This window comes from Streptomyces sp. NPDC020731, from assembly GCF_044334705.1.
In the GTDB taxonomy this organism is placed as follows: domain Bacteria; phylum Actinomycetota; class Actinomycetes; order Streptomycetales; family Streptomycetaceae; genus Streptomyces.
Genome location: NZ_JBIRTN010000017.1, coordinates 1 through 24723, shown reverse-complemented (window position 1 = coordinate 24723; position 24723 = coordinate 1). Strand labels below are relative to the sequence as shown.

The window sequence follows — 24723 nt, the reverse complement described above, 5'->3', positions numbered from 1 at the left end:
AGAGGGGGCGTTGCGGGCTGCTCGTGGAAGCTCGCAACGCCCCCTGGCTTGCCACCCGAGGGGTACTCAGGAATTCATGGGGGTGTCCCTCACCCGTTGACCTGTGCCGTCACGTCCGCGGAGAACGTGGTCAGCCGGGTGTAGACGCCCGGGTAGCCGGCCGCCGCGCAGCCGTCGCCCCAGGAGGTGATCCCCGCCAGCCGGCCGCCGACCAGCAGCGGACCGCCGCTGTCGCCCTGGCAGGTGTCCACACCGCCCGAGGAGTAACCGGCGCACACCATGTCGCTCTGCACGTACCGGCTGCCGTAGGAGCCGCGGCAGCCGGTGTCGGAGACGGTCGGCACGGTCGCGGTGCGCAGCTGGTTGGAGGAGCCGCCGCCGGAGGAGGTGGTGCCCCAGCCGATGATGCGGGCGGTCGTGCCGGCCGCGTACACCGAGGCGTCGGAGGAGGAGACGTAGGGCGCCGTGGTGTACGGCATCGACGTCGACAGGGTCAGCACGGCCACGTCGTCGCCCCGGGTGACGGTTCTGTAGCCGGGGTGGATCCATATCCTGCTGACTCTGGCGACCGTGCCGTTGGTGCCGTTGAGGTAGGTGCGCCCGCCGACCACGCGCACGCTGCCCGTGGTCTCGCCGACCATGCAGTGCGCGGCCGTGACCACCTTGGTGGGGGAGACGAGGGTGCCGCCGCAGAACTGGTTCTGCGAGGAGTCGGTGATCTGCATCATGAACGGGTACGCCGACGTCGTGGTCGTCGTACCGCCGACGATCGGCTGCGGGGCGGCGAGGGCGGAGGGGGCGGCGATCAGCGCCGTCGCGGCGGCGGCAGCGGTGGCGGCGACGACGGCTGCGGCCTTCTTGGCGCGGGTGAGCCCGGACATGGGTCTCCTCACGGGTTGCCGGTGGGGGGTCGCGCGGGGTGGGGGGTCGAGCACGAGGGCCTCGGGACAGGCCCCCGTGTGCCCGGCGAGCGGCACGCCGTTACGCTACGACCCGGAGCGCGATCGTCCCAATGAGGGAACCCCCTAGGGGAGTTGGGGCAGGGAAAACCCTCGGTCGCCCCGGTGGCGCCCCCGCGGGGCTACTTCGTGCGGCGGCCCGCCGTCAGGCGGACGATGTCGACCCGGGAACGGATGCCCAGCTTGCGGTAGACCCGGGTGAGGGTCGCCTCGACGGTCTTGACGCTGATGAACAGCCGGCCGGCGATCTCCCGGTTGGTGGCGCCCTCCATCACCAGCGCGGCGACCTGCCGTTCCATCGCGGCCAGTCCGTCCAGCGCGCCCGGCGTGGCGGCGGGCACGGTCTCCGCCTCCGTGGGACCGGCGGCCACGGCCCGCTCCACCTGGCGCAGCCACGGCAGCGCGCGGCAGCGCCGGAACAGCCGGGCGGCCTCGTCGTACGCCGCCGGCGCCGGCCCCCGCCCGCGCAGCCGAGCCAGCGCGAAGGCGGCCCGCGCCTCCTCCAGGCCGTACCCCAGCTTGGCGAGCCGCTCCTGCGCCGACGCCAACTGCGTGTGCGCCGCCTGGTGTTCACCGCGTGCCGCGCGCACCAGCGCCTCGGCGCGGTCGAGCACCGCGAGGACACTCGCGCGGTTCAGACGCAGCGCGTGCACCCGGGTGGCGTCGATGAGTTCCTGCGCCTCGCCGGGCTCACCGATCCGCACCAGCGCCTCGGCGAGGTCGCCCTGCCAGCGGCCCCGCGCCGGGTCGCTGATGCCCATGGCCTGCTCCAGCTCCCGCACCCGGCGCAGCGAACGGACCGCTCCCTGCGCGTCCCCCGCCACCGACTGGGCGTAGCCCAGGGCGGCCAGGGCGAGGGAGAGGTACAACTGGTCGCCGTCCACCTCGGCGTGGTCCGCCGCCTCGCGGGCCAGCGTCAGCGCCCGGTCCACGTCCCCGCCCGACGCCTCCGCGAGCGAGGCGAGCATGGCCGAGGCGCTCTCGCCGATCCCGGAGTCCCGGGCCAGCCGCAGGCTCTCGCGGGCCAGGTCCAGGGCCCGGCCGCAGTGCCCGAAACGCAGTTCGGTGTCGGCGAGCAGCCGCGAGAAGTGCACCTCGCTCTCCACCATGCCGCGCCGCCGCGCCTCCCGCAGCAGCGCGGTGATGGCCGTACGGGCCTGAGGCAACTGGTCGCTCATCAGCAGCCAGCGGAATCTCGCCATGGCGGCGCCGTTGTGGTGGCAGGCCACATCGGGGTCCTGGGGCTCCTGGAGCGCCCGCTGGATGGTCGCGGGGGCGTCGGGGTGGCCCATCAGGGTCTCGGTGGACGACTGGAAGGCGAGCGCCATCAGCTCGGTGCGCCGGTCGCCGCCCCGCGCGGCCAGCTCCGCCGCGTGCGCGGCCTCCTGGCGGGACTTGGCGAAGTCGCCGTCCACCACCACCTCCCGCCAGGCCAGCTGGTAGTGGACCAGCGCCAGCAGCCGGGGGTCGTCGCCGGCGTCGGCCAGCACCTGCGGGAACACGGCGTCGACCTCGCCGAGCGCCTGCCCGGCCGCCTCGATGACCACCATCCAGGCCCGCACCCGCTCCGTCGGCACCGTCGCCCGGGTCAGCACCTCGCGGGCGATGTCCCGGGCCAGGTCGGCCTCACCGGCGGTGATCGCGTCCTCGGCGGCCTGCAGCCGCCGCTCGTCGGGGCCCGGCTCGCCGTCGGCCGGGGTGTGCCGGGCGGCGAGCAGCCCGAGCGAGGCGGCGACCGAGGGCGCCCCGCGGTCCCGGGCCAGCGCGGCGGCCTCGGCGAGCCGGGCCGCCACCTGAGGGTCGGGGCCGGTGGCGGCCAGCGCCAGGTGCCGGGCCCGCTCGATGGGGTCGGAGGCCGCCGTGGACAGCGCCGTGTGCACGGCCCGCCGCTCCCGCGCCGGGGCCTCCGCGTACAGGGCGGCCGAGATCAGCGGATGCGCGAACCGCAGCGCCGGCTCCTCCGGGTCCGTCGCCAGCAGCCCCAGCGCGGCGGCCTGCGCCGTCTCCGCCTCGGCGTTCTCCCGGCCGGCCGCGTGCAGCAGCGCCAGGGTGGGGCGGGCGCCCGCACTGGCCACCAGCAGGGTGCGGCGTGCCTCGTCCGACAACATCTCCAGGCGGCTCAGCACCAGGGCCCGCAGCGAGGTCGGCACCGGCAGCGGCTCGCCCGGTCTGGGCCGGGTGGGGCTCTCGGCGAGGGCGCGGCCCAGTTCGAGGGCGAACAGCGGGTTGCCGCCGCTGGTGCGGTGGATGTCACGGGCCGTGGAGCGGGACAGAGCGGTGTAGCCGCGGTGGTCGAGGAGCGCGGACACCTGGGCCCGGGAGAACGGGCCCAGCCGCACCGCGAGCGTGTCCGGCGGGCAGGCGCGCAGGTGACGGTCGTACTCCTCGCCGTCCGTACGCACCGCGCACAGCATCCGCACCGGGCTGTCGCCGAGCCGCCGGGCGGCGAAGCCGAGGAGTTCGGCGCTGGCGGAATCCAGCCACTGGAGGTCGTCGGCGACGATCAGGACCGGCCCCTCGGCGGCCAGCGCCCGCAGCGTGGACAGCACCGCGAGGCGCAGCGCCAGGCCGTCCCGCTGGAGGGTGGACTCGCCGCGCCCGGTGAGCGCCGACTCCAGGGCGGTGCGCTGGGCGGCGGGCAGCCGGACGGAGACCCTGTCGAGGACCAGACCCAACAGATCGGCCAGCGCCAGGAACGGCAGATGGGATTCGGACTCCGTGGCCGAGCAGCGCAACACCGTCCCCGCCGCACCGGCGTTTTCCGCCGCAAGTGCCCGCAGCACGGTCGACTTTCCTATTCCCGCGGGGCCGTGCAGCAGCACGCTGCCCCCACGCGCGAGCTGCTCCCGCGCCTCGGAGTACAGCTCCTCCCGGCCTATGACCAGGTCGGGGCGGCACCTGGCAGACTCCTTGAAGTCCCGTCGCACGGTCACCGCTCCCCTCCGTGTGGCGTGTCCTGGCCAATATTAGGCAACAGGTTCCTTAATTCCGGGCGGACCGTGTAGTGAGGCAAATTACAGCGGGCCGGGCAACGGTAAATCCAAAGTTGTACCGCTGGTAATACCCGTCATGGGAAAACAACGCAAACCTACGGCAACCACCCCGCCCGGCGGGCCGCGACCACGGCCTGCCCCCGGGTCCGCACCCCCAGCTTCCGCATCGCCGACCGCAGGTACGCCTTGACGGTCTCGGCCGTCACCCCCAGCTGCTCCGCGGCCACACTGTTGGTCGCCCCGGCCGCCACACAGGCGAGCACGTCCACCTCCCGGGGCGCGAGCCGCACCGCCGCGGCCGGCGCGGTGTCCGCGGTGAGCAGGGCGCACGCCTGGAGCAGCTCGGCCCGCAGCACGGGGTCCGCGATCCGCGGCGCCAGTGCCCGCAGCGCCGCGTGCGCCTCCCGCACCTGCTCCAGGGCAGCCCCGGAACCACCCGGCACCCCGGACGCCGGGCCCGGCCGGGCGGCCGCCACCAGCGCCGCCGCCTCCTCACGCACCACCAGCGCCTGCTCCACGTCCCGCGCCGCCTGGACCGCCGCGCCGAGCGTACGGTCGCCCAGAGGCTGGGCCGCGCGCAGGGCGCCGTAGAGCACGGCCCGCACCCGGCGCCGTACGACGACGGGCACGGCCACGACGGCGCGCAGGCCCTCGGCGGCGACCGGGACGTCGTACTCGTGGCTGATCTGCCGCGAGACGGAGTAGTCCGTCACCGCGCACGGCCGGGCCAGCGCCACCGCCCTGCCGCCCAGACCGTTGCCCGAGGTCACCGCGAGCGCGCTCAGCGCGGGCGTCGCGGTGCCGCTCAGTTCGCTGATGCGCACCCGCCGCCGGCCGGGCTCCACCAGACCGCCGAAGGCGACCGGCAGCCCGGTCGCGCGCCGCAGCCGGGCCAGCGCCCCGCGGATCTCCACCGCGTCGCCCGTCCCCATCGGGTCAGCTGTCACCTGTTCGCCCCTCCGCCACGGCCTCCGCGCGGGCGCACACCCCCGTTCGGGGGTAGTGAGACACGCATCACGGATTACACGATGGGGAAGAGCCGCCCGGCAATGGTCCGGTACGAGGAGGAGACATGACGACGGCGACGGAGGCGTTCCGCGGGGCCCGGGACTTCCTGCTGGAACACCGCGAGGACTACGCCACCGCCTACCGGGACTTCGCCTGGCCCCGGCCGGAGCGGTTCAACTGGGCGCTCGACTGGTTCGACGTGATCGCGGACGGCAACGACCGCACCGCGCTGCACCTCGTCGAGGAGGACGGCGACGAGACCCGGCTGTCCTTCGCCGCGCTCGCCCGCCGCTCCGACCAGGTCGCCAACTGGCTGCGGCAGCGGGGCGTGGCCGCCGAGGACCGGGTGCTGGTGATGCTCGGCAACCAGACCGAGCTGTGGGAGACCGCCCTGGCCGCGATGAAGCTGCGCGCCGTGGTCATCCCGGCCACCCCGCTGCTCGGCCCCGCCGACCTGCGCGACCGCGTCGGAAGGGGCCGCGTCCGCCATGTGATCGCGCGCGCCGCGGACACCGCGAAGTTCGACGAGGTGCCCGGTGACTACACCCGGATCGCGGTGGGGGAGGGGGCCGCCGGCGGCTGGCTCCCCTACGAGGACGCCCACGGCGCCGCCGAGCACTTCGCGCCCGACGGGCCCACCCTCTCCGACGACCCCCTGATGCTGTACTTCACCTCCGGCACCACCGCCCGCCCCAAGCTGGTCGAGCACACCCACACCTCGTACCCGGTCGGCCATCTGGCGACCATGTACTGGATCGGCCTGGTCCCCGGCGACGTGCACCTCAACATCTCCTCGCCCGGCTGGGCCAAGCACGCCTGGTCCAACCTGTTCGCCCCGTGGAACGCCGAGGCGACCGTCTTCCTGCACAACTACACCCGCTTCGACGCGCCCCGGCTGATGGCCGAGATGGACAGGGCGGGCGTCACCACCTTCTGCGCCCCGCCGACCGTGTGGCGCATGCTCATCCAGTCCGACCTGGGCCGGCTGCGCACCCCGCCCCGCGAGGCCGTCGCCGCCGGTGAGCCGCTCAACCCCGAGGTCGTCGAGCGGGTCAGGCACGCCTGGGGCGTCACCGTCCGGGACGGCTTCGGCCAGACCGAGACCGCCGTACAGGTCTCCAACAGCCCCGGCCAGGTCCTCAGGACCGGCTCCATGGGCCGCCCCAGCCCCGGCTACCGCGTCGAACTCCTCGACCCGGTCTCCGGCGCGCCCGGCGCCGCCGAGGGCGAGATCGCGCTCGACCTCTCCGGCCGCCCGGTGGGCCTGATGACCGGCTACCACGGCGACCCCGACCGTACGGCCGAGGCGATGGCCGGCGGCTACTACCGGACGGGTGACATCGGCTCCCGCGACGAGGACGGATACATCACCTACGTCGGTCGCGCGGACGACGTCTTCAAGGCGAGCGACTACAAGATCAGCCCCTTCGAGCTGGAGAGCGCCCTGCTGGAGCACGAGGCGGTCGCCGAGGCGGCCGTCGTGCCCGCCCCGGACGAGCTGCGGCTGGCCGTCCCCAAGGCGTACATCGTGCTCGCGGAGGGCTGGCAGCCCGGCCCGGACACCGCGAAGGTGCTCTTCGAGCACTCCCGCGAGGTGCTCGCCCCCTACAAGCGCGTCCGCCGCCTGGAGTTCGGTGAACTGCCCAAGACCGTCTCCGGCAAGATCCGCCGCATCGAGCTGCGCGAGGCCACGGCCGCCGGCTCCACCGACGAGTACCGCGAGGAGGACTTCCGGTGACCGCGTCCCTCTCGTACAGCCACGGCACGAGTACGACCCCGCTGCTCGGCGACACCATCGGCGCCAACCTCGGCCGGGCCGTCGCCGCGTGGCCCGACCGCGAGGCCCTGGTCGACGTGGACTCCGGACGGCGCTGGACCTACGCCGAGTTCGGCGCGGCCGTCGACGAGGTGGCGCGCGGACTGCTGGCGAAGGGCGTCGAGACGGGCGACCGGGTGGGGATCTGGGCGGTCAACTGCCCGGAGTGGGTCCTCGTGCAGTACGCCACCGCCCGCATCGGCGTCATCATGGTGAACGTCAACCCGGCCTACCGGGCGCACGAGTTGGAGTACGTGCTCAAGCAGTCCGGGATCTCGCTGCTGGTCTCCTCACTCGCCCACAAGGGCAGCGACTACCGGGCCCTGGTGAACCAAGTGCGGGGAGCCTGCCCCGGCCTGCGGGAGGCCGTCTACATCGGTGACCCGTCCTGGGACGCGCTGACCGAGGGCGCGTCCGCCGTACCGCCGGAGCGACTCGACGTGATCGCCGCCGGGCTGAGCTGCGACGACCCGGTCAACATCCAGTACACCTCGGGCACGACGGGCTTCCCGAAGGGCGCCACGCTCTCCCATCACAACATCCTCAACAACGGCTACTGGGTGGGCCGTACCGTCGGCTACACCGAGCAGGACCGGGTCTGTCTGCCGGTGCCGTTCTACCACTGCTTCGGCATGGTCATGGGCAACCTGGGCGCCACCTCCCACGGCGCCTGCATCGTCGTCCCGGCCCCCTCCTTCGAGCCGAGGGCCACCCTGGAGGCCGTCCAACGGGAGCGCTGCACCTCGCTCTACGGCGTGCCCACCATGTTCATCGCCGAGTTGAACCTGCCCGGCTTCGCGTCGTACGACCTCACCTCGCTGCGCACCGGCATCATGGCGGGCTCGCCGTGCCCGGTGGAGGTGATGAAGCGGGTGGTCACCGAGATGCACATGGAGCAGGTCTCCATCTGCTACGGCATGACCGAGACGTCCCCCGTCTCCCTGCAGACCCGTAGGGACGACGACCTGGAGCACCGCACCGGCACCGTCGGCCGGGTGCTGCCGCACATCGAGGCCAAGGTCGTCGACCCGGCCACCGGGGTGACGCAACCACGCGGAACCGCGGGGGAGTTGTGCACCCGCGGCTACAGCGTGATGCTCGGCTACTGGAACGAGCCCGAGAAGACCGCCGAGGCCGTCGACGCGGGCCGCTGGATGCACACCGGGGACCTCGCGGTGATGCGCGAGGACGGCTACGTGGAGATCGTCGGCCGCATCAAGGACATGATCATCCGGGGCGGGGAGAACGTCTACCCGCGTGAGATCGAGGAGTTCCTCCACGCCCACCCGAAGATCGCGGACGTCCAGGTCGTCGGGATCGCGCACGAGCGGTACGGCGAGGAGGTGCTCGCCTGTGTCGTCCCGCGCGATCCGGCCGACCCGCTCACCCTGGAGGAACTGCGCGCGTTCTGCGCGGACCGCCTCGCCCACTACAAGGTCCCGAGCCGGCTCCAGCTGCTCGACGCCTTCCCGATGACGGTGTCCGGGAAGGTGCGCAAGGTGGAGCTGCGGGAGCGGTACACGGCGGGTTAGCGCGTTGTCAGGGGCGGCCGGGCCGAGGAAACCGGGAAGGTCCTGCTCGCGGGCGAGTCCGACGGTCATCCGGGCGCTCCCGCACGCGTGCCGCCGATACGCGGAACGCCGGCGCGCATGCACACGCGCGGCCACCGGTCGAGCCCGTGTGCGGCCTCCTCGGCGCGGATCCGGCGCAGCCCGGGCGTGAGTTCGGGTTCGGTCAGGGTGCGGAAGCCGAGGCGCGCGTAGTACGGGGCGTTCCACGGGACGTCGGCGAACGTGGTCAGCGTCAGCGCGGTCAGGCCCTGCTCGCGGGCGTGGTCGGCGGCGTGGGCGAGCAGGGCGCGGCCCACGCCCCGGCGGGCGGCGCGCGGGTGGACGGAGACCTGCTCCACGTGGAGCGCGTCGTCGACCGGTTCGGCGATCAGGTACGCGACGGGCCGGTCGTCGTGCGTCTCGGCCGCGACCCAGCAGTGGCCCGCCCGCCGGTAGCGCTCCAGCACGTCCAGGGCGGGCGGGTCGTCGTCCGCGATGTCCGGCATGGCGAGGTCGCGGAACGGGGCGCCGGCGGCCCGCTCGATGTCCTGGAGGGCGGGCAGTTCACCGGGGGCGGCGGGACGGATGCGCATCCGCCGAGTATCCGGCGCTCGTGGCGGGTCCGTCGCCGGGTTTTCAGGCCTCGTGGGCGTCCAGCGCGCCGGCGGGGCCGTTCACCGGCTGCGGGGTGCCGGTGAGGTCGAGCAGGAACAGCGGGACGTCCAACGCGTCGGCGCGGGCCCGCGCCTCCTCGTCGTATCCGGCGACGGAGAAGTACAGGCACGTCGCGGATTCCGCCATCGCCGTCAGCCACAGGCACTCCACGTCCCGCGGGGTCGCCGGAGGCGCCGACGGGTCGACCCGGGCGATCACGCCACGGCCCGTCAGGCCGATCCCGGACGGGGAACACCCCTCGGCGCGGCGGACGTCCTCGTGGCCGAGCCGGCGCAGATACCGCACGGCGGCCGTGACCGCGTCCCGCGCGGTGCGGATCGGCGCGGACGCCCCCGGGCCCGCCACCGGGATCAGCAGCACCGTCCCGCAGGGGCAACCCAGTTCCGGCCGCGGCCACTCGCCACGGAGCCCGCAGTGCCCGCAGTGCACGGTGACCCACTCCTCGTCCCAGGCGCGATGCCCGACCGGACCGGGCACCCCGTCCAGGTCCAGCGGCGGCGTGACGGGCGCGCCGCACGCGCAGGGGTACGACGGTGCCGTGTAGCGGTGCGAGCGCCGACAGGCGGGACAGCGCACCGGCACGCTCTCGGACATGGCCCCACTCCCGTGTTCTCGAGACGGTGCCCATCGTCCTCCACCGGTCCGCCGTGTGTCCGGCACTTGCCCCTCTCTTGACGGGTCAGACCACCGACCCTACATTCATTCCAGATAGCAGAAAATCTTTTCCGTAATACGGAAGTGCTCACCGCGGGGCGCGACGGGAGTGCGCATCCGGCAGCCGAAGCAGGAGTACTCGATGGCTCGAATGACCGCTGCCCGCGCGGCAGTCGAAATCCTCAGGCGCGAGGGCGTCACCGACGCGTTCGGTGTCCCCGGCGCGGCGATCAACCCCTTCTACGCGGCCCTCAAAGCCTCCGGCGGCATCACCCACACCCTCGCCCGCCATGTCGAGGGCGCCTCGCACATGGCCGATGGCTACACCCGCACCCGCCCCGGCAACATCGGTGTGTGCATCGGCACCTCCGGACCGGCCGGCACCGACATGATCACCGGCCTGTACTCCGCCATCGGAGACTCCGTCCCGATCCTGTGCATCACCGGCCAGGCGCCGACCGCCGTGATCCACAAGGAGGACTTCCAGGCCGTCGACATCGCCGCCATCGCGGGGCCGGTCACCAAGACGGCGGTCACCGTCCTGGAGGCCGCGCAGGTCCCCGGCGTCTTCCAGCAGGCATTCCACCTCATGCGCTCCGGCCGGCCCGGCCCCGTCCTGATCGACCTGCCGGTCGACGTGCAGCTGAGGGAGATCGAGTTCGACCCGGACACCTACGAGCCGCTCCCGGTCCACAAACCCGCCGCGAGCCGCGCCCAGATCGAGAAGGCGATCGGCATGCTGAACGCCGCCGAGCGCCCGCTGATCGTTGCGGGTGGCGGGGTCATCAACGCCGACGCGGCCGAACTGCTCCTCCAGTTCGCCGAGTTGACCGGCACTCCGGTCGTGCCGACCCTGATGGGCTGGGGCGTCGTCCCCGACGACCACGAGCTCAACGCCGGCATGGTCGGCCTGCAGACCTCGCACCGCTACGGCAACGCGACCTTCCTGGAGTCCGACTTCGTCCTCGGCATCGGCAACCGCTGGGCCAACCGCCACACCGGAAGACTCGACGTCTACACGGCCGGGCGGACGTTCGTCCACGTCGACGTCGAACCCACCCAGATCGGCCGGATCTTCGGCCCCGACTACGGCATCGCCTCCGACGCGCGCGCCGCGCTGGAGCTGTTCGTCGAGGTGACGAAGGAGCTGAAGGCGGCCGGCGAGCTGCCCGACCGTTCCGAGTGGGCCGCCGCCGCGCAGGAGAAGCGGGCCACGCTCCAGCGCCGTACGCACTTCGACGACGTCCCGATCAAGCCGCAGCGGGTCTACGAGGAGATGAACAAGGCCTTCGGCCCCGAGACCCGGTACGTCTCCACCATCGGTCTCTCACAGATCGCCGGCGCGCAGATGCTGCACGTCCACCGGCCGCGCCACTGGATCAACTGCGGTCAGGCGGGCCCGCTCGGCTGGACCGTCCCGGCCGCGCTCGGCGTGGCGAAGGCCGACCCCGGGGCGCGGGTCGTCGCCCTGTCCGGCGACTACGACTTCCAGTTCATGATCGAGGAACTGGCGGTCGGGGCGCAGCACAAGATCCCGTACGTCCACGTCCTGCTCAACAACGCCTACTTGGGCCTGATCCGGCAGGCGCAGCGGGCGTTCGACATCGACTTCCAGGTCAAGCTGGAGTTCGAGAACATCAACAGCCCGGAGCTGGGCGTCTACGGCGTCGACCACGTCAAGGTCGCCGAGGGGCTGGGCTGCAGGGCGATCCGGGTGACCGACCCGAACGAACTGGGCGCGGCCCTGGAGCAGGCCAAGAAGCTCGCGGCGGAGTTCCGGGTGCCGGTCGTCGTCGAGGTGATCCTGGAACGCGTCACCGACATCTCCATGTCGACGACCAACGACATCGGCGACGTCGTCGAGTTCGAGGAAATCGCGACGGAGCCGGGGCACGCGCCGACGTCGATCAGGACGCTGAAGGTCTGACCCGCGGGCAGGTGTCCCGGGGCGGCCCGTCCAGGGCCGCTCCCGGACGTGCTCACCCCCCGCCCCCGCCGCCGCATCCGCCGCCGCCTCCGCAGCTGAGGGGAGAGCCGCCACTGCCGTAGGTGCCGCCGCCGGGGGAGTGGCGGAGGCCCTTGTCCCCGATCCTGACCCGCTCGGTCAGCCCCGCCCGGAGGGCGAAGCGCGGTACGAGGACACTCAGGGCGGGCTTGCCGTGCAGGGCGACGGCGAGCAGTTTCCTGTCGTCGGGCAGGCCGTGCCTGCTCGACGGCACCGGGAACGCCTTCCGCAGGACGTTCACCCGCCGGCGGGCGGCCCTGGTCGGCCCGAGCGGCGTGGCGCGCAGCATCCCCGCCTCCGCCAGCCCGACCCGCACCTCGGCCAACGCCCAGCGGACGTCCGGGTGCCGCAGCAGCTCCCGTATCTCGGAGGGCTCCTCCAGGCAGTGGTGGACCGCGCTCTCCAGGTACAACGCGCGCACCTCGCTCGTGAGGGCGTCCACCCGCCCCACGGCGACCTCGGCCGCCACGTCCAGCGAAACCCCCGGCGGCGGAAGCGGGGGCAGGGCCCGTCCCGCCTCCCCGTCGACCGCCCGTATCGTGCCCGGCGCGCCCGCCTCGACGGCACCCCGCAGATGCAGGGAGACCACGGCCACCGTGACCGCGGCGCGCGGACCGCCGGCCAGCAGTGCGAGCTCGTGCGGCGTCCCCCGGACGCCTCCGCTGTCGTTCATGGCGTGTCACCTCCGGAACCGGGGCCCGCCGCCCCCGTGCCGGCGGGCCCCGTGTGCCAGGAGTGTGCCCGTCGGTGGCGGTGGCCGAAGCCTTTCGGGCCGCATTCAGAGGTTCATTTGAGGGTGGCGTAGCCGGTGTACGGCCGATGCCGTAGCGGTGCTCAGGCCGTCTCGTGGTGTTCGGACAGCCCCGGCCAGTCGTCGGGGCCGCCGCCCTGCCACTCGATCAGGTCCGTCTCCTCGACATCGGTGACGTACAGGTCGGCCAGCCGCAGGATCTCGCCCACGTCGTCGACGTGCGTGGCGATGCCCAGCGTGTCGTCACCGGAGGTGACCCGCCGCGAGCCGTCCAGGGCCGGGGAGTGCACCACGATGTGCGGATGCTCCGTTGGATGTGCCATGCCCCCAGGCTGCTGCGCACCGGACGGATCCGCACCCCGGACGCGAAGGAGCGCCCGGCCGCGGGACCGTCCGCATCCGGGCGCTGCAGGAGGTACGGGCTCGGGACCGCGGCGGATGCGACGACTGAGGGGCTCCTCCCCTCAGGTCGGAGAAGGAGCCCCGCCGCCCCCACCACCGCACTGGCTCGCATGCCGCCGCGGCGCCCTTGCCGCGCGTACGGACCCGACCTCCCGGCGGAGTCCGTAGGACGGATGCCGGCGCCGCCCGGAGGTCTGTGAGTGGCGCGGGCCGGTCAGACCCGCGCGCCGGACAGCCGCTCGACCGCCCGCAGCAGCGCGGAGTGGTCCAGGCCGCCGTCGCCCTGTGCGCGCAGGCTCGCCACCAGCTGGGCGACCACGGCACCGACGGGCAGTGCCGCGCCGACGGTGCGGGCGGCGTCGGTGACGATGCCCATGTCCTTGTGGTGCAGGTCGATACGGAAGCCCGGCTCGAAGTCCCGGTTCAGGAAGTTGTCCTTCTTGCGGGTCAGCACGGCCGAGCCGGCCAGTCCGCCGTTCAGGACGTCAAGGGCCGCCGTCAGATCGACCCCCGACTTCTCCAGGAAGACCACGGCCTCGGCGCACGCCTGGATGTTGACGGCGACGATCAGCTGGTTGGCGGCCTTCACGGTCTGCCCCGAGCCGTGCGGACCGCACAGCACGACGGTCTTCCCGAGCGTCTCGAAAAGGGGCTTCGCCTCCTCGAAGTCGGCCTGCTCACCGCCGGCCATGATGGACAGCACCGCCTCGATCGCGCCCGCCTCACCGCCCGACACGGGGGCGTCCAGCACCCGGACGCCCTTGTCCTTCGCGGCGGCGGCCAGGTCGACCGAGGTCCCCGGGGTGATCGAGGACATGTCGATCAGCAGGGCACCGGACCGCGCGTTCTCCAGGATGCCGTCGGGACCGTAGGCGATGGCCTCGACCTGCGGGGACGCGGGAACCATCGTGACGATCACGTCGGCGTCCCGCACCGCCTCGGCGACCGAGCCGGCCACGGTGCCGCCGGCGGCGGTCAGCCGGTCCAGCTTCTCCTGTTCCAGGGTGTAGCCGGTGACGTCGTAGCCCGCCTTGACCAGGTTCTCGGACATGGGGGAGCCCATGATGCCGAGGCCGATCCAGGAAACCCTGGGAAGACCGTTCATGCGAGAGCGCCTCTCAGTGCACAGGGGTGTGGTCACGGGGCAGCCAGTCGAAGGCCTCCGCACTCGGGCGGTCGCCCGGCTTGTACTCCAGGCCGACCCGGCCCTCGTATCCGGCCTCGCGCAGCCGGTCCAGCAGGTCCTCCAGCGGGAGCGAGCCGGTGCCGGGGGCGCCGCGGCCGGGGTCGTCGGCGATCTGCACATGACCGGTCCTCCCGGCGTACCGGTCGATCACCGACGGCAGGTCCTCGCCGTTCCTCGCCAGGTGGTACAGGTCCATCAGGAAGCGGGCGTTGCCCAGCCCCGTGGCCGCGTCGACCTTGTCGACGACCCCCACGGCGGCCGGCGCCGACACCAGCGGGTACAGCGGCGACTCGGGCCGGTTCAACGCCTCGATCAGCAGGACCGCGCCGATCCGGTCGGCGGCCCGGGCCGCGAGGACCAGGTTCTCCAGCGCCAGCGCGTCCTGTTCGGCCGGGTCCACGCCGTCGACCCGGTTGCCGTACAGCGCGTTGAGGGCCGTACAGCCGAGGGACTGCGCGAGATCGGCGGCCACGTCGACATTGGCGCGGAACCGCTCCGACTCCTCGCCGGGCACGGACAGCGCGCCCCGGTCGGGGCCGGGCAGCCGGCCGGCGTAGAAGTTCAGGCCGGTGAGCCGTACGCCCGCGTCCTGGATCGCCGTCCGCAGCGCGTCGAGCTCGGACCGCTCGGGTGTGGGGGAGCCGGTCCAGGGCCACCACAGCTCGACCGCGGTGAAGCCGGCCGCGGCGGCTGCCGCCGGGCGCTCCAGCAGCGGGAGTTCCGTGAAGAGGATCGACAGGTTGACGTTGAAGCGCCGGTCTGCGAATCCCATCGGATGCACCCCTCCGGAATTTCGTATAGTGGAAGTTGCTTTCTACTTAATGGAAGGTTGCCGTCGGCCCGCCGGGCTTGTCAAGAGGGCCGGACCGCCGACGGCCTCCGCCCGGCTCCTCCGCGGTCTCCGCCCGGTTTCCCTGCGGTCTCCGCCCGGTTCCTCCGCGGTCCCAAGAACCGCGCCGCGCGTTAGGTTGTGCGCGTGCGATTGAGAGTGGAGTTCACGACCGAGCCCTTCGACCTCGACGAGGCGCCCGCGCACGCGGTGGTGGCGCGGGAGGTCGTCGAGGCGGCCGAACTGGACGCGGTGGACGTCGGACCGTTCGGCAACACCGCCGAGGGCGGCGCCGACGCGGTGCTCGGCGCCGTGGACGCGATGCTGCGCGGGGCGCTGACCGCCGGTGCCACCCGGATCTCGCTCCAGGTCAACGTCGTCGAGGAGGGTGACCGGTGACCGGCACCGGTGACGAGGCCTTCATCGCGGCGGTGAAGCCGCTGGTCGACGCCATGGGCGGCGAGATGGTCCCGCCGGACGAGGCCGGAACCGACGACGTGGTGCTCTCCTGGGAGGGCGCCGGCGTCGTCGCCGTACGGCTGCCGCAGCTCGCGGACTCCCTCGACCACATCCTCGCGGCGCTGGAACGCGGGAAGGGCAGACCGCTCGCGGACCTGGACCGCAGGGCCAAGCAGGAGATCGTGCGTGGTCTGGAGGCGCGCGGCGCCTTCGCCGTGCGGCACGGCGTGGAGACGGTGGCGAGCGCGCTCGGGGTCAGCCGTTTCACCGTCTACAACTACCTCAACCGCGAGAAGGACGCCTGAACCTCCCGGTCGGCGGGTACTCCTCTTCTCCGGCCCGAATTTTCAACAAACTGTTGACGTGTTGTTCGTGACGGCGTTCACTGTCGGCACGTCCGTTCGACACGAAGGCCGCTCGCGGCCACGGAGGCTTCCGTGACGTCGACTTCCACACCCCCGGGCCTGGCCCGCTTCAACGCTCTGGAGGAGCACGCGGCGCTCGCCGCACTCCACGAGGCCTGCGCCTCCACGGCATGGGCCCGGCGACTGCTCGCCGCCCGCCCGTACACCACCGCCGACGACCTGTACGCCGCCAGTGACACCGCCATGGCCGACCTGACCACGGCCGACCTGGAAGAGGCGGTGGCCGGGCACCCGCCGATCGGCCGCCCGAAGCCGGGGGACCCGGCCTCCGCCCGGGAACAGAGCGGCATGGCCGACGCGCCGGAAGGGCTGAAGGCCGAGATGCTCGAACTGAACCTGGCCTACCAGGAGAGGTTCGGCCACGTGTTCCTCGTCTGCGCCGCCGGCCGGACCGGTGAGGAGATGCGTGACGCCGTCAGGGAACGCCTCGGCAACGCGCCGGAGCGGGAGCGCGAGATCGTCCGCACCGAACTGGGGAAGATCAACCGTATCCGGCTGGCCCGTCTCGTCGAAGTCGAAGTCGAAGAGGACTGACACACATGAGCACCGACACCACCGCCTCCGTGTCCACGCACATCCTGGACACCAGCGCCGGCCGCCCCGCCGAGGGCGTCGCCGTCGGCCTCGCCGCCCGCTCGGGGCGGGACGCGGACTGGCGGGCGCTCGGCGGCTCCGCGACCGACGCGGACGGGCGCTGCAAGGACCTGCCGGCCCTGCCGGAGGGGACCACCCACGTACGGCTCGACTTCGCGGTCGAGGCGTACTTCGCCCCATCAGCGAGGAACCGGGCCGAGGCACAGCAGGACGTCCCCGCACATCGGGACGGCGGCGCCGGAGTGTTCTTTCCGGAGGTGGCGATCACGTTCGCCGTCGTACCGGGCGAGCACTACCACGTACCGCTGCTGCTCAACCCGTTCGGCTACTCCGTTTACCGAGGGAGCTAGCGAGTGATGCCGACCATCCTGGGCCAGAACCAGTACGGCAAGGCGGAGAACCGGGTCGTCAGGATCACGAGGGACGGCGCCACCCACCACATCAAGGACCTGAACGTCTCCGTCGCCCTGTCCGGCGACATGGACGAGGTCCACTACTCCGGCTCCAACGCCAACGTCCTGCCGACCGACACCACCAAGAACACCGTGTTCGCCTTCGCCAAGGAGCACGGCATCGAGTCCGCCGAACAGTTCGGCATCCACCTCGCCCGCCACTTCGTCACCTCCCAGGAGCCCATCCACCGGGCGCGCATACGCGTCGAGGAGTACGCCTGGGAGCGGATCGCGACCTCCGGCGCGCACGAGGGCGAGCACTCCTTCGTCCGCAAGGGCCAGGAGACCCGGCTCGCCCAGATCACCTACGACGGTGAGAGGTGGGAGGTCGTATCCGGTCTGAAGGACCTCATGGTGCTCAACTCCACCGACTCCGAGTTCCGGGGCTACGCCAAGGACCCGTACACGACGCTCAAGGAGACCCACGACCGCGTCCTCGCCACCTCGGTCTCCGGCCGCTGGCGGTTCAACTGGACCGGCGACGAGCAGGAGATGCCCGACTGGGAGACGTCCTACGAGGAGACCAGGAAGCACCTGCTCCAGGCCTTCGCCGAGACCTACTCCCTGTCCCTGCAGCAGACGATGTACCAGATGGGCGCGCGGATCATCGACCGCCGCGACGAGATCGACGAGGTCCGCTTCTCCCTCCCCAACAGCCACCACTTCCTGGTGGACCTGGAGCCGTTCGGCCTCGAGAACGACACCGCCGACGGAGCTGTGTACTTCGCCGCAGACCGCCCCTACGGCCTGATCGAGGCCACCGTCCTGCGGGACGGCTGCGAGGCGCGCATCCCGGTGGACCTCACCGACCTCTGACCGCACGGCATTCCGGCGTACTCGAAAAGGACGAACCATGGCAGCAGACCGGCGCATCGTCATCGAGAACTGCGCGATCGCGACCGTCGACGCGAAGGACACCGAGTACGCGTCGGGACACGTCGTCCTCGCCGGCCACCGCATCGAGTCGCTCGGCGCGGGCACGGCCCCCGAGGGCCTGCAGAACGTCGCCCGCAGGATCGACGCCACCGGGCACCTGGTGACCCCCGGACTGGTCAACACCCACCACCACTTCTACCAGTGGATCACCCGGGGCCTGGCCACCGACCACAACCTCTTCGACTGGCTCGTCGCCCTCTACCCGACCTGGGCGCGCATCGACGAGCCGATGGTGCGTGCGGCGGCCCAGGGCTCCCTCGCGATGATGGCCCGCGGCGGCGTCACCACCGCCATGGACCACCACTACGTCTTCCCGCGCGGCACCGGCGACCTGTCCGCCGCCGTCATCGGCGCCGCCCGTGACATGGGCGTCCGCTTCACCCTCGCCCGCGGCTCCATGGACCGCGGCGAGAAGGACGGCGGACTGCCCCCGGACTTCGCCGTCGAGTCCCTCGACGACGCGCTCGCCGCCACCGAGGAGACGGTACGCCGGCACCACGACGCCTCCTTTGACGCCATGACCCAGGTCGCCGTCGCCCCCTGCTCCCCCTTCTCCGTCTCCACCGAACTGATGCGGGAGGGCGCCGAGTTGGCCCGCCGGCTCGGCGTACGCCTGCACACCCACGGCTCGGAGACCGTCGAGGAGGAGAAGTTCTGCCACGAGCTGTTCGGCATGGGCCCGACCGACTACTTCGAGTCCACCGGCTGGCTCGGCGAGGACGTCTGGATGGCGCACTGCGTCCACATGAACGACTCCGACATCGCCGCCTTCGCCCGCACCAGGACGGGAGTCGCCCACTGCCCCTCCTCCAACGCCCGTCTCGCGGCCGGCATAGCCCGCGTCCCCGACCTGCTCGCCGCCGGCGTCCCGGTCGGCCTCGGGGTCGACGGCACGGCGTCCAACGAGTCCGGCGAACTGCACACCGAACTGCGCAACGCCCTGCTCGTCAACCGCCTCGGCGCCCACCGCGAGGCCGCCCTGAACGCCCGGCAGGCGCTGCGCCTGGGTACGTACGGCGGAGCCCAGGTACTGGGTCGGGCGGGGGAGATCGGCTCCCTGGAGCCGGGCAAGCTCGCCGACCTGGTGCTGTGGCGGATGGACACCCTCGCGCACGCCTCCATCGCCGACCCGGTGACCGCGCTGGTCCTTGGCGCGGCGGCCCCGGTCACCGCGTCCTTCGTCAACGGCCGGCAGATCGTGGAGAACGGCCGCCTGCTCACCGCCGACGAGGACGCGATCGCCCGCTCGACCCGCGCCGAGGCGCGGCGGCTGGCGGAGATCGCCGCACGGGGCTGAGCCCTGTCGAAATCTCCGGGCGGGAGGGACGGCTCCCGGCCGGTGACCGTGGATCCAGGGAGGGGCCCACGGCAGCCGTCCCCGGGGCGTATACGCCCCGGAGACGGCCCGGATCGCCCTGGACCCCGGCATCCCCACGGGCGGCGTGACCCGCCCCGGCCGCACGCTACGCAGCCCGGGCCGTCGCAACCTCCTCCCGCAGCCGGGGCAGCATGTCGTGGTAGACGCCCGGGCAGAGCGTCCCGCCGTAGTCCTTGTGGCCGTAGAGCTGTGCGGAGGGGATGCCGTACCGCGCGCACACGTACGCGCACAGGGTGACCAGGACGTCCCACTGGGCGCCCGGCGGCACCGCGCCCGCGTGGTACGCGCCCTCGCACGCGATGCCGATGGCCTGGCTGTTCTGCCCGGAGGTGTGGGAGCCGAGCACGAAGTTCCTCCCGCCGACGAGCGCCTGGAGGCTGCCGTGCCGGCCCTCGGTGATCCAGCCGCCCCGGCTGACCAGGAAGTGATAGCCGGTGTCGACCCAGTTGTTCTTGTCCAGGTGCAGGTCCTGCACCCAGTGGGCGTGCGCGTGCGCCTGGGCACGGGAGAAGTCGGAGGTGTTGGCGCTCACCGTGTGATGGATGACGATCCTGCTCGGCCGGTACTGCAGGACGCCGATGGTCCCCTGCGGGGGACGGGCGTCCCAGGTTCCGGTGGAGTCGATGTCCGGCTCGACGGCCTCGGCGTCGCGCGCGTGCGCGGTGCCGGGCACGGCGGTGGCGGCGGCCAGGCCGGCCGCGCCGGCGAGCAGGAGACGGCGTCGGAGGGTGTTCTCGGGATGCACGATCACTCCTCGGGGACGGAGGCAGGACGGGGGAGGGGAAGGAGCCGGCGACGGACGGCCGCCGGCTCCACCACGTGATCGCGCGTCAGGTGTTGTTGGCGAGCGCGAGCAGCCGGTCGCGGGAGCCGTTGAACTGGTTGCGGTCCACGTTGCCGGAGACGCCGGAGACCGAACCGGTGCTGGTGTACTGCCACACCGTCCAGGTGGGGAAACCGCTCGGGATGGTCGGCGACGACGCGGAGGTCCAGTGCGCCACCCACAGCGGGCTCTTGGCGGACATGCCGGTCCAGTTGCCGGTGCAGGTGTTCCACCAGCTCGCCGTCGTGTAGATGACGACGTCACGGCTCGTGCGCGACTTGTACGTGGTGTAGAAGTCGTTGATCCAGCTGCGCATCTGCGTGGTGGACAGGCCGTAGCACATGGCCCCGTACGGGTTGTGCTCGATGTCCAGGACGCCCGGCAGGGTGAGGTTGTCGCGCGACCAGCCGCCGCCGCTGCTCGCGAAGTAGTTCGCCTGGGTGGCGCCGCTGGAGGCGTTGGGGAGCGCGAAGTGGTACGCGCCCCGGATCACGCCCGCGTGGTACGCGGCGGGATAGTTGCTGTTGAACCGGTCGTCCTTGTAGGCGGTGCCCTCGGTCGCCTTGATCCAGGCGAACTGGATGCCGGCGCCCCGCACCGAGGTCCAGTCGACGGCGCCCTGCCAGTGCGAGACGTCGATGCCCTGGACGCCGCCGGTGGGGGCCAGGGCGCCCGGCGACGGTGCCCCGGCGGCGGTGCCCTCGTGGACGCGGGTGCCCACACCCATGTACGCCTCACCGGGTTCCACGTGGACACGGTCCCGGTCGGGCCCCGGCGCGGCGGTCGCGCCGCCCGCGGTGGTGGCCGTCAGCGCGAGTGCGGCGCCGAGGACGCCGAGCGCCGTGGCCAGCCGTCTGCGGGGGCCGGTTAAGGGGCGGGGGAGAGAGAACATGGGGCTGCCTCCTGACACATGTGGGGATGAGCGAAGGAGGTGACGTCGGCCGCTGCCACCTGGGCAGATCCGTGCTACTTGACGTGCGCGCGTCATTAGTTACGCACGTAGATTCCAGGGCTGTAAAGAGCCTTCGTCGCTCTCTGGTGGTCTGGTCCACTGTAGGAGCGGATGGCCTGGAAACTTGGGAACCGGGCGGCGGAAACTTTCAGCGCGTGAAAATCCGGCTACAGTCCGAACAGGCCCGGGTCCTTCGCCAGGTCCCGGAAGACGTCCTGGGGATTCGGCACGAGCTTGCGCCGCTTGAGGTCCAGCAGGCCGCCCACCGCCGTGATCTCGGCCGCGACCGTGCCGTCGGCCTTGGTGATCGTCTGCTCGATGGTGAAGACCTTGCCGCCGCTCCAGGTGAAGACGCAGCTCACGTCGGCCTCGTCACCGGCGAGCAGTTCCCGCTTGTAGCGGATGGTGGTCTCCAGCGCGACCGGTCCCACGCCCTGGGAGATGAGACCGGACTGGGTGATCCCGGCCTCCTGGAGCAGCGACCAGCGCGCGTGCTCCGCGTAGTTGAGGTACACGGCCTGGTTGAGGTGGCCCTGGACGTCGGTCTCGTATCCGCGCACGGTCACCCGTACGGAGAACGGCTCGTTCACTGCGTCCCCTTCACGCTCGCTCGGTTCGTTGCCCAGCACACCGGCCCTGGCATGATCCTCACACCCGGCGCGGGGAGGCCAGCAGATACCGCGCCCGCGTCTTGGGCTCCGTGTACTCCCCGGCCTGCCAGCCGGCCCCCTCCAGCGTGGCCGCGCAGGCCCGCAGCGCCGCGCCGTCCGGCTCGTACACGGCGACCGCCTCGGGCTGCGGGGTCTCCCGCACCCGGTAGCCGCCGACCCCGGCGTCAGCGCCGGCCGGGCGGTGTCCGGCGGCCTCCAGGGCCAGCGCGGCGGCCTGCACCAGATGTGAGCGCTCCCAGCCGCACGGCCGGTCCGTGGCACCGTCGGGATTGGTCATCCGGCGCAGCTCCAGCATGCCCTGCCAGGCGCCGCGCACCTCCCGGAGCCGGGCCGGCCCGGCCCCGGACGGCGTGTCCTCACCGCCGACGCGGGCGGCGAACACCCCGGTCGCGGCCGGGGCCTCCACCGGCTCGGGCGCCGCCTCCGCCTCTGCCTCCGCCTCGCGCGCCCGATGCCCCGACGGGGTCAGGAAGTGGTCGTGCGGCGGCCTCGGATGCCGGAAGGCGAGCCCGCGCTTCACCAGCGCGGCGAGTTGCGCCGGCGTACCCCTCAGCCGCCCCGTGCCGGGATCGGCGGCGTCGACGAGGCGGCGCTGTGCGGCGGTGAGCGGTCGGGTCATCGGCGTCCGGAGGCGTACGGGAGGAAGGCGGCCCACTGCCGGGGGGTGAGGGCCAGTCGGGGGCCGTGTATGTGCTTCGAGTCGCGTACGTGGACGGTTTCGGGGGCGAAGGCGACCTCCACGCACTCCGGGCCGTCGTTCGTGCTGTAGCTGCTCTTGAACCACTCCAGCGCGGGGCCGCTCCCGGTCGGGCGGTTGGTCATCATGTCTCTCCCAGCAGTTTCTCGATGAAGGCCAGCGACTCACGGGGTGTGAGGGCTTGGGCTCGGATGATGCCATAGCGGATCTCGAGGATCTGGATCTCCTTGAGGTCGGAGAGCAGCCGACTGATCAGCTGTACTTCGATGTGGCCCACGGTGGCCCCCTCCTTCAGCCGCAGCAGTTGAAGCGCCCCCGCGAGCCCCGCGTGGTCTTCGCGGTCCGTGGGCAGCACCTGGATCTCCACGTTCCGCCGGTGACCGACCTCCAACAGGTGTTCGAGCTGCTTCCGCATCACCATTCTGCCCCCGAGCGGGCGGCGCAGCGTCACCTCTTCCTGGACGAAGTTGAAGACCGGCGCGGGCTGTTGGTCGAAGATCTTCTGGCGCGTCAAGCGAGCCTCGACGAGTTCGTCCACCTGCTCCTCGGTGTACGGAGGCCGCCGCATGCCGTAGATGGCCCGCGTGTACTCCGGCGTCTGGAGCAGGCCGTGCACGACGTGATTCGCGTAGGCGCACAGCTCGACCGCCTCTTCCTCCAGCTTGGCCAGATCCCTTACCTTCTTGGGGAACCGGGCCTTCGCCACATCGTTCTTCAGCCCCGAGAGCAGCCCGCCCGCTTCGAGCACCCGGTCCGCCGCCTCCAGGAACTCCTCCGCCGGCGCCCTGCGCCCGCGCTCGACGGACGACACCTGCTCCTCGCTGTACCGGATGGCCGTTGCGAGACCGGCCTGGGTCATGCCCTCCCGCTCCCGGCACATCTTGATCACCCTGCCGACGGTCCGCAGAACGGCCGCCGACTCCTCGTCCGCGCCGTAAGGTTCCACGCTCATGTCCCCACACCTCCATGTGCCACCCGTGCCCAACTCGCCGCCCGTACGGGGCGTCACGCGTCGCGACCCGGACAGACCCGGACAGCATCCGCACAGTCACCCTGAGTACTGACGTCGTTACCGTGAAGAGTGGGGTCGACCGGCCACGCTGAGTGACATGAACGTCGATATCGCCCCGACCGCCGGACACGCGGGCCCCGCCCGCCACTTCGGCATCCGGCTCTCGGCCACCGCCCGCGGCGCGTGCCTGGCCCGTCACCTGTCGGCCGAGCGACTCGCTTCCTGGGGCTGGCCGTACGACAGCGAGGCCAACCGCACGGCGTCCCTGCTGGTGGCCGAACTCGCCGCGAAGCGGCGTGGCAGGGGCGCGGGGGCGTGGCGGTACGCCGCCACGGCGGACCACGTCTCCTTGCTGCGGCGCCGGCTCAGGATCCACCGCACGGACGACCAGTCGACATGGTCCGGGTCGCCCTGGGCCAGAGCGCGGGCGGCCAGCTCGTCGACGGGCGGGAGGATGCGAAAGGCCCATTCGAGGTTGGTGAGGACCGCGCCGTGCCCGGCGCGGACCGTCGACCCGCCGAGTGTCAGCTGCGTGATGTGGTCGTACTCGTCGTCCCTCACCCGGGCCCGGTGCACAGGACCGGACGCGCCCGTCCTGTCCCGTAGTTCGGCCTCCGCGCCCCGCTCGTACCAGCGCCGGGCCCTGGCGAGCAGCTGCTCCCTCTCGGCTTCCGGCAGCCGCAGCCGGGGCTCGCGGCCCAGGACGGCCGTCACCACGGACGGGGAGCCGCCGTCGATCGCCCGCACCAGTGGCGTGGTCCCGTCCGGCAGCCTCCGGTCCGGATCCGCGCCGCCCTCCACCAGCGCGTCCGCCACGGCGTCGTCGTAGGCGGCGACCGCCCGGCACAGCGCCGGCAGCCCGTCGCCGGCGAGCGTGTCCGGATCCGCTCCCGCCTCCAGCAGCCGGGTGACGGCCTCCGCGTCCCCGCTCCCGACCGCCGCCACGAGCGCCTTACCGGGTTCCTTGCAGAAAGCCCCGGCGTTCACGCCGGGGATGAATGCATCTCAGGAGTGCTTTGACGTGCACTTCAGAGCGGACGTTTCTGCTGCTCGATGTATTGACGGATGATCGCCAACGGCGCCCCGCCGCATGACGCGGAGAAGTAGGAGGGCGACCACAGGTGTCCGTGCATGGTGGCGCGGTTGATCCGGCCGGTGAATTCCTGCCGTATCCGGCGAGCGGAGACGCCCTTGAGGCTGTTGACCAGCTTGGAGACGGCGACCTTCGGCGGGTAGTTGATCAGGAGGTGGACGTGATCGCGTTCGCCGTTGAACTCCTTCAGCTCCGCTTCGAAGTCCTCGCACACCTTGCGCATGATCTCTTCGCAGCGCGTCAGCATCTCGTCGTCGAACACTCCGCGCCGGTACTTCGTCACGAAGACCAAGTGCACATGCATCGCCGAAACCACATGCCTGCCACGCCTGTAGTCATTCTGCCCATCCATGAGACCAACCGTAGTAGGATTTTGGTCATGCAGCTCCGCTACAACTACCGG

General features: G+C 72.2%; 26 protein-coding genes. 9 read left to right on the top strand and 17 right to left on the bottom strand.

Annotated features, from left to right (window positions below; genetic code table 11):
• Positions 1–89: 89 nt before the first annotated feature.
• From ACH4VX_RS25015 to ACH4VX_RS25005, 3 genes are all read right to left on the bottom strand, one after another.
• Complete coding sequence (locus tag ACH4VX_RS25015; RefSeq protein ID WP_398370229.1) at positions 90–881, bottom strand: S1 family peptidase; 792 nt, start codon at positions 879–881, stop codon at positions 90–92.
• A gap of 200 nt (positions 882–1081) precedes the next feature.
• Positions 1082–3892: an AAA family ATPase gene (locus ACH4VX_RS25010; RefSeq protein ID WP_398370228.1), complete on the bottom strand. Its 2811-nt coding sequence runs from the start codon at positions 3890–3892 to the stop codon at positions 1082–1084.
• Between the two features lie 155 nt (positions 3893–4047).
• The gene (locus ACH4VX_RS25005; protein ID WP_398370459.1) at positions 4048–4884 is read right to left on the bottom strand and encodes a response regulator transcription factor; all 837 of its coding nucleotides are present in this window, start codon (positions 4882–4884) and stop codon (positions 4048–4050) included.
• 140 nt (positions 4885–5024) lie between these two features.
• On the opposite strand from ACH4VX_RS25005, the gene ACH4VX_RS25000 reads away from it, so the two are divergent.
• Complete coding sequence (locus tag ACH4VX_RS25000; RefSeq protein ID WP_398370226.1) at positions 5025–6698, top strand: AMP-binding protein; 1674 nt, start codon at positions 5025–5027, stop codon at positions 6696–6698.
• Positions 6695–8308, top strand: a complete 1614-nt coding sequence (locus ACH4VX_RS24995; RefSeq protein WP_398370225.1) for an AMP-binding protein — start codon at positions 6695–6697, stop codon at positions 8306–8308. Before ACH4VX_RS25000 ends, ACH4VX_RS24995 begins: the two co-directional genes overlap by 4 nt.
• 65 nt (positions 8309–8373) lie before the next feature.
• On the opposite strand, the gene ACH4VX_RS24990 is transcribed toward ACH4VX_RS24995, so the two are convergent.
• The gene (locus ACH4VX_RS24990) at positions 8374–8919 is read right to left on the bottom strand and encodes a GNAT family N-acetyltransferase (RefSeq protein WP_398370224.1); all 546 of its coding nucleotides are present in this window, start codon (positions 8917–8919) and stop codon (positions 8374–8376) included.
• 43 nt (positions 8920–8962) lie between these two features.
• Positions 8963–9595 carry a hypothetical protein gene (locus tag ACH4VX_RS24985; RefSeq protein WP_398370222.1) on the bottom strand — a complete coding sequence of 211 codons (633 nt, stop codon included), beginning with the start codon at positions 9593–9595 and terminating at the stop codon, positions 8963–8965.
• Between the two features lie 202 nt (positions 9596–9797).
• Here ACH4VX_RS24985 and gcl point away from each other — a divergent pair, with 202 nt between their 5' ends.
• Entirely contained in the window at positions 9798–11582 is a 1785-nt protein-coding gene (gene gcl, locus ACH4VX_RS24980; protein ID WP_398370221.1) for a glyoxylate carboligase, read from the top strand.
• Between the two features lie 52 nt (positions 11583–11634).
• Here gcl and ACH4VX_RS24975 read toward each other — a convergent pair whose 3' ends face one another.
• The 4 genes from ACH4VX_RS24975 to ACH4VX_RS24960 form a co-directional block, all read right to left on the bottom strand.
• Entirely contained in the window at positions 11635–12333 is a 699-nt protein-coding gene (locus ACH4VX_RS24975; protein WP_398370219.1) for a TIGR04222 domain-containing membrane protein, read from the bottom strand.
• A gap of 161 nt (positions 12334–12494) precedes the next feature.
• The gene (locus tag ACH4VX_RS24970; protein WP_398370217.1) at positions 12495–12734 is read right to left on the bottom strand and encodes a hypothetical protein; all 240 of its coding nucleotides are present in this window, start codon (positions 12732–12734) and stop codon (positions 12495–12497) included.
• A gap of 293 nt (positions 12735–13027) precedes the next feature.
• Positions 13028–13918 carry a 2-hydroxy-3-oxopropionate reductase gene (locus ACH4VX_RS24965; RefSeq protein ID WP_398370215.1) on the bottom strand — a complete coding sequence of 297 codons (891 nt, stop codon included), beginning with the start codon at positions 13916–13918 and terminating at the stop codon, positions 13028–13030.
• A gap of 13 nt (positions 13919–13931) precedes the next feature.
• Entirely contained in the window at positions 13932–14771 is an 840-nt protein-coding gene (locus ACH4VX_RS24960; protein ID WP_398370214.1) for a TIM barrel protein, read from the bottom strand.
• A 204-nt stretch (positions 14772–14975) separates the two neighbouring features.
• On the opposite strand from ACH4VX_RS24960, the gene ACH4VX_RS24955 reads away from it, so the two are divergent.
• The 6 genes from ACH4VX_RS24955 to ACH4VX_RS24930 all read left to right on the top strand — a co-directional run bounded on the left by ACH4VX_RS24955 (position 14976) and on the right by ACH4VX_RS24930 (position 18991).
• Complete coding sequence (locus ACH4VX_RS24955) at positions 14976–15227, top strand: hypothetical protein (RefSeq protein ID WP_398370212.1); 252 nt, start codon at positions 14976–14978, stop codon at positions 15225–15227.
• Positions 15224–15592 (top strand): helix-turn-helix domain-containing protein, encoded by a 369-nt coding sequence (locus ACH4VX_RS24950; RefSeq protein ID WP_398370211.1) that lies wholly within the window; start codon positions 15224–15226, stop codon positions 15590–15592. Before ACH4VX_RS24955 ends, ACH4VX_RS24950 begins: the two co-directional genes overlap by 4 nt.
• Positions 15593–15724: 132 nt before the next feature.
• Positions 15725–16246: a 2-oxo-4-hydroxy-4-carboxy-5-ureidoimidazoline decarboxylase gene (uraD, locus tag ACH4VX_RS24945; RefSeq protein WP_398370210.1), complete on the top strand. Its 522-nt coding sequence runs from the start codon at positions 15725–15727 to the stop codon at positions 16244–16246.
• Between the two features lie 5 nt (positions 16247–16251).
• On the top strand, positions 16252–16656 hold the full coding sequence (gene uraH, locus ACH4VX_RS24940) for a hydroxyisourate hydrolase (RefSeq protein WP_398370209.1): 405 nt from the start codon (positions 16252–16254) through the stop codon (positions 16654–16656).
• 6 nt (positions 16657–16662) lie between these two features.
• Complete coding sequence (gene pucL / locus ACH4VX_RS24935; RefSeq protein WP_398370208.1) at positions 16663–17574, top strand: factor-independent urate hydroxylase; 912 nt, start codon at positions 16663–16665, stop codon at positions 17572–17574.
• A 37-nt stretch (positions 17575–17611) separates the two neighbouring features.
• Positions 17612–18991 carry an 8-oxoguanine deaminase gene (locus tag ACH4VX_RS24930; protein WP_398370206.1) on the top strand — a complete coding sequence of 460 codons (1380 nt, stop codon included), beginning with the start codon at positions 17612–17614 and terminating at the stop codon, positions 18989–18991.
• A gap of 166 nt (positions 18992–19157) precedes the next feature.
• On the opposite strand, the gene ACH4VX_RS24925 is transcribed toward ACH4VX_RS24930, so the two are convergent.
• The 8 genes from ACH4VX_RS24925 to tnpA form a co-directional block, all read right to left on the bottom strand.
• A complete protein-coding gene (locus tag ACH4VX_RS24925; protein WP_398370204.1) occupies positions 19158–19817 on the bottom strand; it encodes a peptidoglycan recognition family protein in 660 nt (219 codons plus the stop codon).
• Between the two features lie 85 nt (positions 19818–19902).
• Entirely contained in the window at positions 19903–20787 is an 885-nt protein-coding gene (locus ACH4VX_RS24920) for a lysozyme (RefSeq protein WP_398370203.1), read from the bottom strand.
• A gap of 227 nt (positions 20788–21014) precedes the next feature.
• The gene (locus tag ACH4VX_RS24915) at positions 21015–21437 is read right to left on the bottom strand and encodes an acyl-CoA thioesterase (protein ID WP_398370201.1); all 423 of its coding nucleotides are present in this window, start codon (positions 21435–21437) and stop codon (positions 21015–21017) included.
• Between the two features lie 58 nt (positions 21438–21495).
• A complete protein-coding gene (locus ACH4VX_RS24910; protein ID WP_398370199.1) occupies positions 21496–22137 on the bottom strand; it encodes a hypothetical protein in 642 nt (213 codons plus the stop codon).
• Positions 22134–22340: a DUF397 domain-containing protein gene (locus ACH4VX_RS24905; RefSeq protein WP_398370458.1), complete on the bottom strand. Its 207-nt coding sequence runs from the start codon at positions 22338–22340 to the stop codon at positions 22134–22136. Before ACH4VX_RS24905 ends, ACH4VX_RS24910 begins: the two co-directional genes overlap by 4 nt.
• Complete coding sequence (locus ACH4VX_RS24900) at positions 22340–23167, bottom strand: Scr1 family TA system antitoxin-like transcriptional regulator (RefSeq protein WP_398370198.1); 828 nt, start codon at positions 23165–23167, stop codon at positions 22340–22342. The genes ACH4VX_RS24905 and ACH4VX_RS24900 overlap by 1 nt, the downstream gene beginning before the upstream one ends.
• Positions 23168–23422: 255 nt before the next feature.
• Entirely contained in the window at positions 23423–24214 is a 792-nt protein-coding gene (locus tag ACH4VX_RS24895; protein WP_398370196.1) for an ankyrin repeat domain-containing protein, read from the bottom strand.
• A 41-nt stretch (positions 24215–24255) separates the two neighbouring features.
• Positions 24256–24672: an IS200/IS605 family transposase gene (tnpA, locus tag ACH4VX_RS24890; RefSeq protein WP_398370194.1), complete on the bottom strand. Its 417-nt coding sequence runs from the start codon at positions 24670–24672 to the stop codon at positions 24256–24258.
• Between the last annotated feature and the right edge of the window lie 51 nt (positions 24673–24723).

Coding starts and splice junctions, on each gene's coding strand:
- ACH4VX_RS25015 (WP_398370229.1), bottom strand. CDS start 881: ATGTCCGGGCTCACCCGCGCCAAGAAGGCCGCAGCCGTCGTCGCCGCC.
- ACH4VX_RS25005 (WP_398370459.1), bottom strand. CDS start 4,884: ATGGGGACGGGCGACGCGGTGGAGATCCGCGGGGCGCTGGCCCGGCTG.
- ACH4VX_RS25000 (WP_398370226.1), top strand. CDS start 5,025: ATGACGACGGCGACGGAGGCGTTCCGCGGGGCCCGGGACTTCCTGCTG.
- ACH4VX_RS24990 (WP_398370224.1), bottom strand. CDS start 8,919: ATGCGCATCCGTCCCGCCGCCCCCGGTGAACTGCCCGCCCTCCAGGAC.
- ACH4VX_RS24985 (WP_398370222.1), bottom strand. CDS start 9,595: ATGTCCGAGAGCGTGCCGGTGCGCTGTCCCGCCTGTCGGCGCTCGCAC.
- gcl (WP_398370221.1), top strand. CDS start 9,798: ATGGCTCGAATGACCGCTGCCCGCGCGGCAGTCGAAATCCTCAGGCGC.
- ACH4VX_RS24975 (WP_398370219.1), bottom strand. CDS start 12,333: ATGAACGACAGCGGAGGCGTCCGGGGGACGCCGCACGAGCTCGCACTG.
- ACH4VX_RS24970 (WP_398370217.1), bottom strand. CDS start 12,734: ATGGCACATCCAACGGAGCATCCGCACATCGTGGTGCACTCCCCGGCC.
- ACH4VX_RS24965 (WP_398370215.1), bottom strand. CDS start 13,918: ATGAACGGTCTTCCCAGGGTTTCCTGGATCGGCCTCGGCATCATGGGC.
- ACH4VX_RS24960 (WP_398370214.1), bottom strand. CDS start 14,771: ATGGGATTCGCAGACCGGCGCTTCAACGTCAACCTGTCGATCCTCTTC.
- uraH (WP_398370209.1), top strand. CDS start 16,252: ATGAGCACCGACACCACCGCCTCCGTGTCCACGCACATCCTGGACACC.
- pucL (WP_398370208.1), top strand. CDS start 16,663: ATGCCGACCATCCTGGGCCAGAACCAGTACGGCAAGGCGGAGAACCGG.
- ACH4VX_RS24930 (WP_398370206.1), top strand. CDS start 17,612: ATGGCAGCAGACCGGCGCATCGTCATCGAGAACTGCGCGATCGCGACC.
- ACH4VX_RS24920 (WP_398370203.1), bottom strand. CDS start 20,787: ATGTTCTCTCTCCCCCGCCCCTTAACCGGCCCCCGCAGACGGCTGGCC.
- ACH4VX_RS24910 (WP_398370199.1), bottom strand. CDS start 22,137: ATGACCCGACCGCTCACCGCCGCACAGCGCCGCCTCGTCGACGCCGCC.
- ACH4VX_RS24905 (WP_398370458.1), bottom strand. CDS start 22,340: ATGACCAACCGCCCGACCGGGAGCGGCCCCGCGCTGGAGTGGTTCAAG.
- ACH4VX_RS24900 (WP_398370198.1), bottom strand. CDS start 23,167: ATGAGCGTGGAACCTTACGGCGCGGACGAGGAGTCGGCGGCCGTTCTG.
- tnpA (WP_398370194.1), bottom strand. CDS start 24,672: ATGGATGGGCAGAATGACTACAGGCGTGGCAGGCATGTGGTTTCGGCG.